Here is a 13,587-nt window from a genome sequence, read left to right as displayed (position 1 = left end):
AAAAACGAGGAGAAACTTCCGCTAGAATTGACAATTTCAGGGCATAATACAACCATCAAAAAAAGGGAGTGACACAGAATGGAGGCGGTTTCACCAATAAGGCGGTTTACGGTCGATGGAGTCAATGTATACTACGAACATTATCAAAATCCCGGCAGGCAAACGCTGGTCTGCGTACACGGTTTTTTATCATCTGCATTCAGCTTCAGAAAAGTTATTCCTCTCCTTCGGGACAAGTACGACATCATCGCGCTTGATTTGCCTCCTTTCGGCCAATCTGAAAAATCAAGAACGTTTATCTATACCTATCAAAACCTTGCTAAGCTTGTCATTGGGATTTTGGAGCACTTGCAAGTGAAACAGGCTGTGCTTGTCGGGCATTCTATGGGCGGGCAGATATCGCTGTCTGCTGCTCTCCAAAAACCTGAGCTTTTTTCAAAGGTTGTGCTGCTTTGCAGTTCAGGGTATTTAAAACGTTCACACCCGACGATCATTTTCGGGACCCATATCCCGTATTTTCATCTTTACATCAAACGCTGGCTCTCGAAAGAAGGCGTGATGAAAAATTTATTAAATGTGGTGCATGACAAATCGCTGATTGATGAGAAGATGATCGACGGCTATGGCAGACCGTTTCAGGACGAGCAGATTTTCAAAGCCATGACAAGGTTTATCCGCCACAGAGAAGGAGATTTAGAACCCGAGCAATTGAAGAAAATGAACAAGCCTGCTCTATTGATTTGGGGCGAGGAGGATCGAATTGTCCCAATGGAGATCGGTAAACGGCTGCACGCGGATTTGCCTAATTCCGAGCTGTACTCACTTGGCCAGACCGGACATCTGGTGCCTGAAGAACGGCCTGAACTTGTTTCTGAACACATTGCTCATTTTATCAATTAAAAAACCGGTGCTGAACCGGTTTTTTTAAGGCGTGCAGGAGCTGCTGTTTTTAATGAATAAAAGCTGGCCAGCCACTTCCCGGCAGCTGGCGATCGGCAGCGTTTGTTCAAAAGAAGTTTCAAATATTTGCTGAATGCTTTTCGCCAGCAAGTCGGGATCGTTTTCATCATAGACTGCCTGCACGACATCAACAGCCTCCGTTTCGTAAAACTCTTCTCCATATTTAAACGGGTCCCATTTGGCAATAATCTTAATCATTTCCCTGACCGCTTGACTTTCTTCCATATTCATCACCGCTTATAATAAAATTTGCAGTTCTATCTTATCATAGTGAAGCTTAGAAAAATAAACATACATGAGGGGGTAACAGAATGAACTTTGATAAACGAGAAGAACGCCTTGGCACCCAATCGGTGAAATGGGACAAAACAGGCGAATTATTTGGCGTGACAGACGCCCTCCCGATGTGGGTGGCAGATATGGATTTTCGCGCCCCGGAAGCGATAACTGAAGCGTTAAAAGAGCGTCTTGACCACGGTATTTTTGGTTATACAACTCCAGATCAAAAAACGAAGGATGCTGTGTGCGGATGGATGCAAAACAGGCACGGCTGGAAGGTAAATCCGGAAAGCATCGCATTCAGCCCCGGCGTTGTAACGGCTTTGAGCATGGCGGTACAAGCTTTTACGGAGCCTGGCGATCAAGTAGTTGTTCAGCCTCCAGTTTATACGCCTTTTTACCATATGGTGGAGAAAAACGACCGGCACATTTTACATAATCCGCTGCTAGAAAAAGATGGCGCTTATGCAATGGATTTTGAAGATTTGGAGACGAAGCTTAGTGACCCAAGCGTTACATTGTTTATTTTATGCAATCCTCATAACCCTTCTGGGCGTTCATGGGGCCGGGAAGATTTACTGAAGCTAGGCGAATTGTGCCTTGAGCATGGCGTCACAGTTGTATCGGATGAAATCCATTCCGATTTAATGCTGTACGGACATAAACACACGCCGTTCGCTTCGCTCTCTGACGATTTCGCTGATATTTCCGTGACATGTGCTGCTCCAAGCAAAACATTTAATATCGCCGGATTGCAAGCTTCAGCGATCATTATTCCGGATCGCCTGAAGCGCGCCAAGTTTTCCGCAAGCCTTCAGCGAAATGGTTTAGGCGGACTGAACGCGTTTGCCGTCACTGCAATCGAAGCCGCGTATTCAAAAGGCGGACCGTGGCTTGATGAATTGATCACTTACATTGAGAAAAACATGAACGAAGCGGAAGCCTTTTTGAGCACCGAGCTGCCAAAGGTCAAAATGATGAAGCCGGATGCATCATACTTGATTTGGCTCGACTTCAGCGCTTACGGCTTGTCCGATGCAGAGCTTCAGCAAAGAATGCTAAAAAAAGGAAAAGTTATTTTAGAGCCCGGGACGAAATACGGGCCTGGCGGAGAAGGATTTATGCGCCTGAACGCGGGATGCTCTCTTGCAACCCTGCAGGACGGCCTGCGCCGCATCAAAGCCGCATTATCGTAAATATAGCTGTAAACGCCTTTACGTCTTCATTTGTAAAGGCGTTCTTAATAAAGGAATTTTATATTTTACTTCTAATATTTAGTGTTATAATAGATTCATATTTTATACGAAAGGATTTCACACGAATGGAAATTCTAAAAGACTATCTTCTGCACATCTGCTTTATTTTGTTTCCTATTCTTCTTTACCAAGTGTTTTGGCTTGGAAAACCTGCGATTCTTGTGCCAAAAATAAACAGCGGTTTGGTCACGCTCTTCGCCTGCGGCGCCTCCGTTTTATGCATTATTTTCCCGATTCATGAAATGGACTACATACAATACGGCCTTCAGATGATTCCCGTTATCATTTGTTTATTTTACATTAGTACCGCTTCCGGACTTACAGTCGCCGCATCTGTCCTATGTTTTGAACTGCTTTTTTACGAACCTTCCGCAATGTTTGTTTTCACTTTGCTGCCTTTTCTTATCATTATCCCAATCTTATTTCAGAAAAAATGGCCATTCATGTCCAAAGCGAAAAAACTGCTGCTGTCTTTATTGATCAGCTGCGTGGAGATTTTCCTATTTTTCGCCTCAAGCTGGATTCTTTCCGCCTTGAATATTTTAAATTTTCAAAAATCAGGAATTTTCGTTTACGAGGCGGCAGTCTCAGGGCTTTTCCGCTCCAGTGTTCTTCTATTAAGCATCTATATTATCGAAAGCATCGCCGAAAATATCGCCCTGCGCTCACAGCTTATCCATTCTGAAAAAATGACGATTGTGAGTGAACTGGCAGCGAGCGTCGCCCATGAGGTCAGGAATCCGCTGACAGTTGTCCGCGGGTTTGTCCAGCTGCTTTTTAATGATGAAACCCTACAAAACAAGTCGAGTGCAGATTACAAAAAGCTTGTACTGTCAGAGCTTGACCGGGCGCAAGGCATTATTACAAACTATCTCGATATGGCCAAACAGCAATTATACGAAAAAGAGGTTTTTGACCTATCAGCCCTTATCAAAGAGACAAGCTCCCTTATGGTGTCGTACGCCAATTACAAGTCAGTAACCGTCGAGGCTGAAACAGAACCGGACCTTTTGATATACGGAGACGCAACAAAGCTGAAGCAGGCTGTCATCAACCTGATGAAAAACAGTATTGAAGCGGTTCCTCACGGGAAGGGTGTGATCCACATATCAGCCAAAAGAAACGGCCATACGATCATGATTAACATCACAGACAATGGGGTCGGGATGACAGACCATCAAATGCAAAAACTCGGCGAACCTTATTATTCCTTAAAAACGAACGGAACGGGACTCGGCCTCACCGTAACCTTTTCCATTATTGAACATCATCACGGGACCATTTCATTTAACAGCAGCTTCCAAAAAGGCACTACGGTGACCATTAAGCTTCCCGCTGATCTTCCTCACTAGCAAATCGATTGGAACTTTAATAGAATGAATGCGAGGTGATGACAGATGAACACGTTTGAGACAGGCTCTATCGTTAAAGGATTTTACAAAACAGGTGTATACATAGGAGAAATCACGGCTTGCAGGCCGCAGCACTATTTAGTGAAAGTGAAAGCGGTTCTTACCCATCCCTCTCAAGGAGACCTTCATCATCCAAAACAGGCGGATGTGCCATTTTTTCATGAGAGAAAAGCGCTCGCATATGGTGAACAGACCAATATCCCCCACCATATGGTGAAGCCTTATGACGGTGAAGTGCCGGATTATACCGAATCTCTGCGGGAGGCGACAGCACAGCTGAGAGCCAAATTGAATGAGGATGGTTCGGAGTGGGCAAAACGCTCCCTTCATAATCTGGACATTTTAGAAAAAGAATATTTTAACCGGCCATAACCCAGTCTGACAAAAGATTGGGTTTTTCACGTCGCGCGCTTGAACAGTTCGGTTAAATCGATTCTTTCGCCGATTGTGGGCGGTTTCGGCTTTTCGAGATACTGCTTATCCTGCTCAACAAGCTTAAAAAGTTTATATGCTGTGAGAGCATCATCAAGCGCTTTATGATGGGTGCCGGTTCCGGAATCTCCATACTCTTCGGCAGCTTTCCATAAACCCGTCAATGTCCGGTCTCCAAAAAAGTTTTTGTATTCAAGCGATAAATCTCTCATTTCTCCCTTAAACGGGAAAGGGATATGGTTAAACATACAGTTTTGCTTCAGCACTTTCATATCCATGTTTCCCCACGTAATAATTGTGCTGTTTTTCTCAGGATCCAGCTCGTTTAGTTTACGGATGAAATCCTCGAATCTCATTCCTTCGTCTACCTGTTTTTGGGTTATTTTTAAAAATGATTTGCAGCGTTTCGTAAGCTTCGGGAACTTTTTCGGTCTAACATAGCTAGAAAACGTCTCAACCACTTCATCATCAATCGACTTTACAATTCCGGCTTCAATGATTTCCGGGAAGAAGTTTTGAGGACTGTACTTTCCATCAGGCATTGTAAATTCGAAATCAATAATGAGTAAGCTGTTTGTCGTCACCTTTTTACACCTGCCTTTCCTCCGATCAGAAAATGCTATCTTTATAGTATATCAATTCCCCTTCTCGACATTTCTTCATTTTCTAAAAATAATGAATTTTCCCAGCCGCTTCGTTTCTTTTAAATTGTGAATCGTTTCTTTATAATTAGTAAGGAACCCGAAATAATAAGAAGGTGATGTTATTTCTATCCGTAAGAAAAACTTTGTCATTGTGTGGCTGGCGAACTTTTTTGTCTCCGCTAGCACAACGATGATCGTTCCTTTTCTCTCCTTATACATTGAGACGCTCAGCTCTTTTTCAAACGGCTTTGTGCAAAGGTGGAGTGGCTATGTGTTCGGCATTACATTTCTCATGGCGTTTTTGGTATCCCCGTTTTGGGGACGGTTCGGAGACAAACGCGGATACAAGAAAATCCTTATGGCAACCGGAACGGGCATTGCCCTCAGCATTTTCTTCATGGGCTTTGTTACATCGGTGTACCAATTGTTTTTTCTGCGTATGGCAATGGGTCTTGTAACCGGATTCATCCCGACTTCTCTTGCGATGATTTCGGCACAGACTCCGAAGAGCTCAGCCGGCAAAACACTTGGCACGCTGCAAATGGGGCAAGTGTCCGGAAGCTTGTTCGGCCCGCTTTTGGGAGGCATGCTTGCTGATCGTTTCGGCTTTACGTATACCTTTTTTATCACATCCTTTGTGATTTTCTCGTCTGTTCTTCTCGTGTTATTTGGTGTCAAAGAAAAGCCTCTTGCAGAGAAAACAGCCAAACGTACGTCTTACTCGAGAAAAGAAGTGCTCTCCTATATTTTTCACCATCCGGCGCTGTGGGTCATGATGCTGTTAACCATGCTGATTCAAACAGGCAATTTCAGTATCCAGCCCCTGCTCGCTTTATATGTAAATGAGCTGCACGGACCTGTCAATCTTGCCTTTTTCTCCGGCATGGCATTTTCAGCAACGGGGCTCGGAAGTTTGCTGCTGGCTAGAAAATGGGGTGATCTGGGCGACCGCTACGGCCACCGCCGCATTTTAATCGGACTTTTGCTCGCCGCCTCTTTCTTTTTTATTCCGCAGGCGCTCGCGTCCTCACTCAGCGTGCTCCTTGTTTTCAGATTTTTATTCGGAATGGCGATGGGCGGTTTGCTGCCATGCATTACGGCAGCGATCCGCGTTCAGGCTCCCGGCAGCATTCAAGGTGAAGTTCTCGGCTACAATGTCAGCTTTCGCTTTTTAGGCAACGTGCTCGGGCCTCTGCTGGGCGGAATCATATCGAGCCATTTTACCATTTCGGCCACCTTTTACGTCACGGCGTTTCTCTTTTTCGCCGGCGCCTGCATGCTTTGGATCATGCAGAAACTTCGGAAAGATTCTTATGCCAAAGCAAGCTGATTCCGAGAAAAAACTGAGGAATCTTCTAAATTTAACCTTCTCGTAATCTCAAAAGAATGGTACGATATGGCTAGAATTTAGGAGAAAAGAGAGTGACCATGTTACGAAAAATAATCGGATGGATTTTGCTCCTTTGCATAATCCCATTGTTTGCATTTACAGTTATCGCTTCCGGAAAAGAAGTAAAACAAATGAAGTCCCTGGATCAGGTGCTTGATAAAAATATTGATCTGAAAGATATCAGCCTTGTTCAGAACAGCTACATGTATGACAGGGACGGCTCCCTTGTCTCGGAAATCGTTAGCGACCACGAAAACCGTGTGCTCGTTCCATTTAACAAGATTCCCGAGGAAGTCAAACAGATTTTCTTAACATCTGAGGACCGCCATTTTTACGAGCATAAAGGCTTTGACTTTATGGGAATGGTGCGGGCTACTGCTTCTAACGTAAAAGACAAGAAAATTGACCAGGGTGCCAGCACCATCACACAGCAGCTTTCAAGAAACTTGTATTTGAGCCACGAACGCTCCTTCAGCCGCAAGCTGACAGAGCTCGCGTATTCCTATCAGCTGGAGAAAAAATATACGAAAAATGAAATTCTTGAAGCTTACTTAAATACCATTTATTTCAACAACGGTGTTTACGGCGTCGGTTCAGCAGCTCAATTCTATTTCAGCAAACCGCTGAAATCTCTCACAGTGGGAGAAATGGCTTTTATCTGTGCTATACCTAATAACCCTACATTATATGATCCTCTCAAGCATTTTGACTACACGAAAAGCCGTCAAGAACGTTTGCTTAAAGGGCTAAAAGATGCCGGGGTCATTACGGACAAAGAGCTGAAAAAAGCCGTAAAACAAAAAATCAAACTGGATGTTGAAAAAAGAGAAGACAAATATCCTGACTACGTTTCCTACGTCAATGATGAATTCACTCAGCTGGTGTCTGAATCAGAAGGCTTTGATAAACGCCTTCAAAAAGCATCAGGAAAACAAAAAGAAAAGATCGAGAACGAGCTGTCCGCAAGAGTCAGCACGCTGATGAAAGACGGCGTGAAAATTTATACTGCACTTGATCCGTACATGCAAAATCAAGTTGTGGCACAAATGAATTCCAAGCTCCCGTATGCGGACGTACAGGGCGGAGCGGCTGTGATTAATCACCAGACGCATCAAATCATCGCTCTATCCGGCGGGAAAAACTATCAAAAATATGACTTTAACCGCGCCTACCAGGCGTACAGGCAGCCGGGTTCATCCATTAAGCCGCTTCTTGATTACGGCCCTTATATTGAACAGACCGGCGCGACAACAAGCAGCACCATTGATGCCAGCAAGTTTTGCAGCAAAGACTACTGTCCGCAAAACTACAATAACCGCACTTACGGCACAGTGACGCTTGATACGGCGTTTAAAAATTCATATAATACCCCGGCTATTAGAATGCTCGACCGCGTCGGCATCCAAAAGGCATTCAGTTATATTGAGCCGTATCATTTTGCCAAACTTGTCGACAGTGACTATCTTCTTCCGGCGGCGCTTGGCGGATTTACAAACGGCATGACGCCTCTTGAGATGACAAAGGCTTATACGACATTCGGAAACAGCGGAAGCTATACGCCGAGCCATGCGATTACAAAGGTGACAGACCTTAAAGGAAAAACGCTTTATAAATGGAATGATAAAGCGACTCAAATATTCAGCGTCCGCACGAACATGCAGCTGAAAAAACTGATGTCTTCCGTTGTGAAAAGCGGAACAGGGAAAAAAGCATATTTCAATGCGCCTTACATCGGCGGTAAAACCGGAACATCAAATGATTATCACGATATGTGGTTTGTCGGCCTGACTGATACGTATACAATGGGTGTCTGGGTCGGAAAGGATACACCGACCAGCGTTGAATATCTTCACAGCATCAGCCCTCAGCTTTCCATCTGGAAAGGAACGCTGCAAGCGGCTTATTAAAGGATCGGAGGGGATATGGAGTGACTTCAGAACAAATTCCAAATCGCGTTTTGCTGTTTGACGGTGTCTGCAATTTATGCAATGGCGCCGTGCAGTTTATCATTAAACGTGATCCGGACGGATTGATTTCTTTCACATCGCTGCAGTCGGAAACAGGACAGAGCCTGCTGAAAAAAAGCGGGCTTCCGACTGATCGGTTTGACAGCTTTGTCTTTATTGAAGACGGCCAAGTGTACACAAAGTCAACTGCAGCCATTAAGGTTTTCAGGCATCTGCGAGGCCCATGGCGGCTCTTCGTCCTGTTTTTCGCAGTGCCGAAGCCTGTCAGAGATATGGTCTATTCTTTCATTGCCAACAACCGCTATAAGTGGTTTGGCAAAAAAAATGAATGTATGCTCCCCTCCCCTTCTATTAAAAAAAGATTTTTACCGTAAATAAAAAATGGCTAGGAAGCTAGCCATCACAGATTGTTGACAAAATCCTAAAACGGCTTCGTTTTAGGATTTTGTCATCTTTTCAGCGTGATTGAAAACTTTTGAAGTCGATGAAGAGCGAACATTGGATGTGAAACGGCGGAAACCTGAGAATCTAGCCGCCGTTTTATTGCGTATAGAGCACGAAGCGCAAATCTGACCACCAAACGCTGAAATGGCTAGCTTACACAGGTAAGCTAGCCATTATGCTATTATAAAGCTTGATAAATATGAACAGAATACCGATAACAAAGGTAAACCAAAACAGCAGTTCCAATAGAATGAACCCGACTAATGACATGAGAGAAAGCGTCGAATAAATCCGGTATACGGTAAACACAAAGTAAGCGAGCGTGACGACCGCAAACCAGATCACAATCCAAATGACATTTTGCAAGAGCACAAAGGATAAAATCCCGCCGCCCAAATAAATCATGGAACCCATTCTGAGTTTTTTCAGGTTGTTCCCTTCCGGATCATTAGCAAAAAACAGCAATGACAGCTCGGTCACGGTATTTGCAATCAATTTCAGAGCGGACAGAACCATAAAATATAAAAGTGCAAAGGCAGCAAATAACGCAAGCCTGATTCCTTTCTCTGAAAAATAATCGAGCATTCCATCATACATTCCAAATGAAGACAGCATCTTCAACGCATAAAGTGAAGTTGAGATGGATAAGGACGAACTAAAAAGCAGGATCGCAATCAGCGGAAAATATCCTGTCAAATAAGTATTTTTCATATAAAAAAGTCCCTTTCTATAATCTACCTCATTTATTATGGAGGACTTAAAACACATTGACAAGATAAATTATTCCATTTTTTCTCCTTTTTACGAATTACGGTCCCAAATCTTCACAAAGCAGCATTTTGAGAGTAAAGTAGTACGCAGGAATCATAAAACGTAAGGAAGTTTTATATGAAAAAAACATTAAAACTGCAAACCAGACTCACCATATTTGTTTGTATCGTTGTATTAATCGCATTGCTCATTACGTTTTTTACAGTCGGTGCCCAAACCACCAAACGAATTAGAGATCAGGAAAAGGCCACTGCGCTGCAGACTGCTGAAATGGTAGCTGAAGCGCCGATGACAGCCGCTGCTTTAGAAAGCGGAAAAAAACAAAAGGAACTGCAGAGCTACACAAAGCGGGTTCAGAAAATTACCGGCACGGAATTTGTTGTCGTCATGGATATGAACGGTATCCGCAAAACTCATCCTGACCCGAGCAAAATCGGAAAAAAATTCAGAGGCGGTGATGAGTCCGAGGTATTAAAAGGGCATGTCCATATCAGCACAGCCTCTGGCACGCTCGGGAAATCGCAGAGAGCGTTCGTCCCTGTCTACGCGGAGAATGGAAAACAGGTCGGTGCAGTCGCGGTCGGCATCACCGTAAATGAAATTGATGAAGTGATCAGCCATAGCTTACGGCCGCTTTACTTTATTATTTGCGTCAGCATCTTCGTCGGTGTGATCGGAGCCGTTATCGTCGCCCGTACAGTGAAAAATATCATGTACGGACTTGAACCTTATGAAATTGCGACTCTGCTTGAAGAACGGAGCGCGATGCTGGAATCGACGAAGGAAGGAATACTCGCTGTCGATGAACATGGCAAAATTAAACTTGCCAACGCGGAAGCAAAACGTCTATTCGTCAAAATGGGCATCAACACCAATCCCATTGATCAGGATGTAGATGACATCTTGCCGAAAAGCCGCTTGAAAAAGGTCATTGAGACAAAAAAACCCCTTCAAGACAGAGACGTCCGCATTAACGGGCTGGAGCTTGTGTTTAATGAAGTTCCTATCCAGCTGAAAGGACAAACTGTCGGAGCAATTGCGACATTCCGTGATAAGACCGAGGTAAAACATTTAGCTGAACAGCTTTCCGGTGTTAAAATGTATGCAAACGCACTGAGAGCGCAGTCTCATGAATTTATGAACAAACTGCATGTGATATTAGGGCTCGTCCAGCTGAAAGAGTATGACGATCTTGGAGATTATATTAAAGATATTGCCATACAGCAAAAATCAGAAACAAGTGAAATTATAAATGATGTCAAAAGCTCCGTACTGGCCGGTTTTCTGCTTGGAAAGCAAAGCTTTATACGTGAGCAGGGCGCAAATCTTGATATTGAATGCAACGGTGTCATCCCGAACGCGGCAGACCCTTCTGTCATCCATGAACTTATTACAATCATCGGAAATCTCATCAACAATGGCTTAGACGCCGTTGCCGATATGCCGAAAAAACAAATCACCATGTCCATGCGCTTCCATAACAGCATACTTGATATTGAAATTACCGATACTGGAGCAGGCATGTCTGAAGAAGACCAAGCCAAAGTATTTGAACAAGGCTATTCAACAAAGGGCAAAAACCGGGGATTCGGCCTTTATTTCACACAGCAAAGCATCGAAAATTTAAAAGGCCAAATGATCCTCACAAGCGAAAAGAATGAAGGAACGACATTCAGTATTCGCATCCCGTACGAACCGAAGGAGGAAAATCATGATTAATGTACTAATAGTTGAAGATGACCCCATGGTGGGTGAATTAAATAAACGATACTTAAGCCAAATAGATGGCTTTCAGCTGAAAGGCATCGCTTCTTCCTTTCAAAGCGCTCTGCATATTTTAGGCGAGCATCATATCGACCTCATTTTGCTTGATATTTATATGCCGGGAAAAAACGGGCTGGAACTGCTGACGGAATTGAGAGCCCAAAATGAAGCGGTTGACGTGATTGTCATCTCAGCGGCCAGCGAGCTTGACGTGATCAAGAAAACACTTCGGTACGGAGCTGTTGATTATTTAATCAAACCGTTTGAATTTGAACGATTCCAAACGGCTCTGTCTGATTACAGACGAAAACAAAAGGTGTATTCAACCCATCGCAACATGAGCCAAAAAGAACTGGACGCCGAGCTTTTTCAAAAGAAAGAAGCAACAGAAAAAGTGCAGCTTCCTAAAGGCCTGACAAAAAGCACGCTGAAGCTGATCTGGTCCAGTATCCAGTCATTTGAAAATGAATCTTTTACGACAGAAGACTTGGCAAAGCACACAGAAATCTCTCAAGTATCCATACGAAAATACTTAAAGTTTCTTGAAGATATACAGGTTCTGAATGTAGAAATGGCGTACGGAACGATCGGAAGACCTGTGTTTCAGTACAACGTCAACAACAGTAACCTTAACGGAATAAAGCAATATCTATAAGAAAACGCACTGCTTGTTTTGAGCAGTGCGTTTTTCTGTCATATCTCTTGCCAAGATGCTTGATTCTATTGTTGAAAAGTTATACAAGAATAACAAAGGGCCTTTCAACATTTTTAAGCAAACAATTCTAAAAATAGATACTTTTTAAAAAATTATGCGAAATTCTATTTATTTCTTATTAGTTAAATGATAAATTATGATTGGTAAGTTGATCCCGAAAAACTAAGTCATAAGTCTTACTTCAGAAAACGATGTCACGGTTTTCCGCCCGGAACGCCTTCCGCATCCTTCTCTTCCCCGCCTTTCGAAGGAAATACTCACACCACGCTTATTCAGGGAAGAATAGAACTGTCTCAGCGCATTCCATTTGTTATTATCAGAAAATTTTATCGATTCTAAGAAATTGTTCAGGACAGCCCATCACATGACTGGCCGGATCAGCTTTGAACCAAATTTTTCTGGGGGGTTATATCTTGAATAAACGAAAAATCGGATTGGCGATGTCACTTGTGATCGCAGCAGGCACCATATTAGGAGCATGCGGAAACAGCGAAAAAAGCAGCGGCTCAGGCGAAGGCAAAAACAAATTCAGTGTGGCGATGGTTACTGACGTAGGCGGAGTGGATGACAAATCCTTCAACCAATCAGCCTGGGAAGGCATCCAAGCCTTTGGGAAAGAGAATGGGCTGAAAAAAGGCAAAAACGGTTACGACTATCTTCAATCCAAATCAGATGCAGACTATACAACGAACTTAAATAAATTGGCGCGTGAGAATTTTGACTTAATTTACGGCGTCGGCTACTTAATGGAGGATTCAATCAGCGAAATTGCTGACCAGCGCAAAAATACAAACTTCGCGATTATAGATGCTGTTGTCGATAAAGACAACGTCGCAAGTATTACGTTTAAAGAGCAGGAAGGCTCATTTCTCGTCGGAGTGGCCGCAGCCCTATCAAGCAAATCAGGAAAAATCGGCTTTGTAGGCGGCATGGAATCAGAGTTAATCAAAAAATTCGAGGTCGGCTTCCGTGCCGGCGTGCAAGCAGTTAACCCTAAAGCCGTTGTAGAAGTGAAATACGCAGGAGGTTTCGATAAAGCCGATGTCGGCAAAGCAACCGCCGAAAGCATGTATAAATCAGGCGTAGATGTTATTTATCACTCTGCGGGCGCCACTGGCACAGGCGTCTTTACTGAAGCGAAAAACCTGAAGAAAGAAGATCCAAAACGCGATGTCTGGGTCATCGGTGTCGATAAAGACCAATACGCAGAAGGCCAGGTAGAAGGAACAGATGATAACGTCACCCTCACTTCCATGGTGAAAAAAGTAGATACAGTCGTTGAAGATGTAACGAAAAAAGCGAGTGACGGAAAGTTCCCGGGCGGCGAAACACTTACCTACGGGCTTGATCAAGACGGAGTCGGCATTTCTCCATCTAAACAAAATCTATCGGATGATGTGATCAAAGCGGTCGATAAATGGAAGAAAAAAATCATCGACGGATTGGAAGTCCCGGCAACTGAGAAAGAGCTGAAAACCTTTAAAGCTGAATAAGAATCGCAGGGATAAGGAGGTCGAGCCCTTATCCCTTGTTTTTCTTTTATTTTGAAATAA

General features: G+C 43.7%; 14 protein-coding genes. 10 read left to right on the top strand and 4 right to left on the bottom strand.

What is annotated here, in order from left to right; translation table 11 throughout:
• Positions 1 to 78: 78 nt before the first annotated feature.
• On the top strand, positions 79 to 900 hold the full coding sequence (locus M1D94_RS05140) for an alpha/beta fold hydrolase (protein ID WP_072173682.1): 822 nt from the start codon (positions 79 to 81) through the stop codon (positions 898 to 900).
• 24 nt (positions 901 to 924) lie between these two features.
• On the opposite strand, the gene M1D94_RS05135 is transcribed toward M1D94_RS05140, so the two are convergent.
• The gene (locus M1D94_RS05135; RefSeq protein WP_032726785.1) at positions 925 to 1,185 is read right to left on the bottom strand and encodes a YugE family protein; all 261 of its coding nucleotides are present in this window, start codon (positions 1,183 to 1,185) and stop codon (positions 925 to 927) included.
• An 86-nt stretch (positions 1,186 to 1,271) separates the two neighbouring features.
• Between M1D94_RS05135 and patB the strand changes: the two genes are divergently transcribed.
• From patB to kapB, 3 genes are all read left to right on the top strand, one after another.
• Positions 1,272 to 2,435, top strand: coding sequence for a cystathionine beta-lyase PatB (gene patB / locus M1D94_RS05130; RefSeq protein WP_456270444.1), 1,164 nt, complete (start codon positions 1,272 to 1,274; stop codon positions 2,433 to 2,435).
• 125 nt (positions 2,436 to 2,560) lie between these two features.
• Positions 2,561 to 3,847 carry a sporulation sensor histidine kinase KinB gene (gene kinB, locus M1D94_RS05125; protein WP_015714613.1) on the top strand — a complete coding sequence of 429 codons (1,287 nt, stop codon included), beginning with the start codon at positions 2,561 to 2,563 and terminating at the stop codon, positions 3,845 to 3,847.
• Between the two features lie 45 nt (positions 3,848 to 3,892).
• Complete coding sequence (gene kapB / locus M1D94_RS05120) at positions 3,893 to 4,279, top strand: kinase-associated lipoprotein KapB (RefSeq protein ID WP_456270443.1); 387 nt, start codon at positions 3,893 to 3,895, stop codon at positions 4,277 to 4,279.
• 26 nt (positions 4,280 to 4,305) lie between these two features.
• On the opposite strand, the gene kapD is transcribed toward kapB, so the two are convergent.
• Together kapD and M1D94_RS05110 are read right to left on the bottom strand one after the other, a co-directional pair.
• Positions 4,306 to 4,923, bottom strand: coding sequence for a 3'-5' exonuclease KapD (gene kapD, locus M1D94_RS05115; RefSeq protein WP_014480688.1), 618 nt, complete (start codon positions 4,921 to 4,923; stop codon positions 4,306 to 4,308).
• Positions 4,924 to 4,998: 75 nt separating this feature from the next.
• Positions 4,999 to 5,202: a hypothetical protein gene (locus M1D94_RS05110; protein WP_003243502.1), complete on the bottom strand. Its 204-nt coding sequence runs from the start codon at positions 5,200 to 5,202 to the stop codon at positions 4,999 to 5,001.
• On the opposite strand from M1D94_RS05110, the gene M1D94_RS05105 reads away from it, so the two are divergent.
• The 3 genes from M1D94_RS05105 to M1D94_RS05095 all read left to right on the top strand — a co-directional run bounded on the left by M1D94_RS05105 (position 5,105) and on the right by M1D94_RS05095 (position 8,714).
• Positions 5,105 to 6,313 (top strand): multidrug efflux MFS transporter, encoded by a 1,209-nt coding sequence (locus M1D94_RS05105; protein ID WP_371929879.1) that lies wholly within the window; start codon positions 5,105 to 5,107, stop codon positions 6,311 to 6,313. The genes M1D94_RS05110 and M1D94_RS05105 overlap by 98 nt on opposite strands.
• Before the next feature lie 92 nt (positions 6,314 to 6,405).
• Positions 6,406 to 8,280 carry a transglycosylase domain-containing protein gene (locus M1D94_RS05100; protein ID WP_010886602.1) on the top strand — a complete coding sequence of 625 codons (1,875 nt, stop codon included), beginning with the start codon at positions 6,406 to 6,408 and terminating at the stop codon, positions 8,278 to 8,280.
• A gap of 20 nt (positions 8,281 to 8,300) precedes the next feature.
• Positions 8,301 to 8,714: a thiol-disulfide oxidoreductase DCC family protein gene (locus M1D94_RS05095; protein WP_015384506.1), complete on the top strand. Its 414-nt coding sequence runs from the start codon at positions 8,301 to 8,303 to the stop codon at positions 8,712 to 8,714.
• 223 nt (positions 8,715 to 8,937) lie between these two features.
• Here the strand turns inward: M1D94_RS05095 and M1D94_RS05090 are convergent, their stop codons facing one another.
• Positions 8,938 to 9,495 (bottom strand): YufK family protein, encoded by a 558-nt coding sequence (locus tag M1D94_RS05090; RefSeq protein ID WP_003228837.1) that lies wholly within the window; start codon positions 9,493 to 9,495, stop codon positions 8,938 to 8,940.
• Positions 9,496 to 9,672: 177 nt separating this feature from the next.
• On the opposite strand from M1D94_RS05090, the gene maeL reads away from it, so the two are divergent.
• The 3 genes from maeL to nupN all read left to right on the top strand — a co-directional run bounded on the left by maeL (position 9,673) and on the right by nupN (position 13,527).
• Positions 9,673 to 11,274 (top strand): two-component system sensor histidine kinase MaeL, encoded by a 1,602-nt coding sequence (gene maeL, locus M1D94_RS05085; RefSeq protein WP_003228835.1) that lies wholly within the window; start codon positions 9,673 to 9,675, stop codon positions 11,272 to 11,274.
• On the top strand, positions 11,267 to 11,974 hold the full coding sequence (gene maeM, locus M1D94_RS05080; protein ID WP_014477821.1) for a two-component system response regulator MaeM: 708 nt from the start codon (positions 11,267 to 11,269) through the stop codon (positions 11,972 to 11,974). The genes maeL and maeM overlap by 8 nt, the downstream gene beginning before the upstream one ends.
• Before the next feature lie 473 nt (positions 11,975 to 12,447).
• Entirely contained in the window at positions 12,448 to 13,527 is a 1,080-nt protein-coding gene (gene nupN, locus M1D94_RS05075) for a guanosine ABC transporter substrate-binding protein NupN (RefSeq protein WP_015384509.1), read from the top strand.
• Positions 13,528 to 13,587: the final 60 nt, after the last annotated feature.

The sequence above is a fragment of the Bacillus sp. JZ109 genome, assembly GCF_053903135.1.
Note: the sequence above shows the minus strand (reverse complement) of the source record. Positions and strands in the feature narration are given on the sequence as shown.

What these genes read in the sequence shown, in the direction of transcription:
- M1D94_RS05140 (WP_072173682.1), top strand. Translation starts at nt 79, where the DNA reads ATGGAGGCGGTTTCACCAATAAGGCGGTTTACGGTCGATGGAGTCAAT.
- M1D94_RS05135 (WP_032726785.1), bottom strand. Translation starts at nt 1,185, where the DNA reads ATGGAAGAAAGTCAAGCGGTCAGGGAAATGATTAAGATTATTGCCAAA.
- patB (WP_456270444.1), top strand. Translation starts at nt 1,272, where the DNA reads ATGAACTTTGATAAACGAGAAGAACGCCTTGGCACCCAATCGGTGAAA.
- kinB (WP_015714613.1), top strand. Translation starts at nt 2,561, where the DNA reads ATGGAAATTCTAAAAGACTATCTTCTGCACATCTGCTTTATTTTGTTT.
- kapB (WP_456270443.1), top strand. Translation starts at nt 3,893, where the DNA reads ATGAACACGTTTGAGACAGGCTCTATCGTTAAAGGATTTTACAAAACA.
- M1D94_RS05110 (WP_003243502.1), bottom strand. Translation starts at nt 5,202, where the DNA reads ATGTATAAGGAGAGAAAAGGAACGATCATCGTTGTGCTAGCGGAGACA.
- M1D94_RS05090 (WP_003228837.1), bottom strand. Translation starts at nt 9,495, where the DNA reads ATGAAAAATACTTATTTGACAGGATATTTTCCGCTGATTGCGATCCTG.
- maeL (WP_003228835.1), top strand. Translation starts at nt 9,673, where the DNA reads ATGAAAAAAACATTAAAACTGCAAACCAGACTCACCATATTTGTTTGT.
- maeM (WP_014477821.1), top strand. Translation starts at nt 11,267, where the DNA reads ATGATTAATGTACTAATAGTTGAAGATGACCCCATGGTGGGTGAATTA.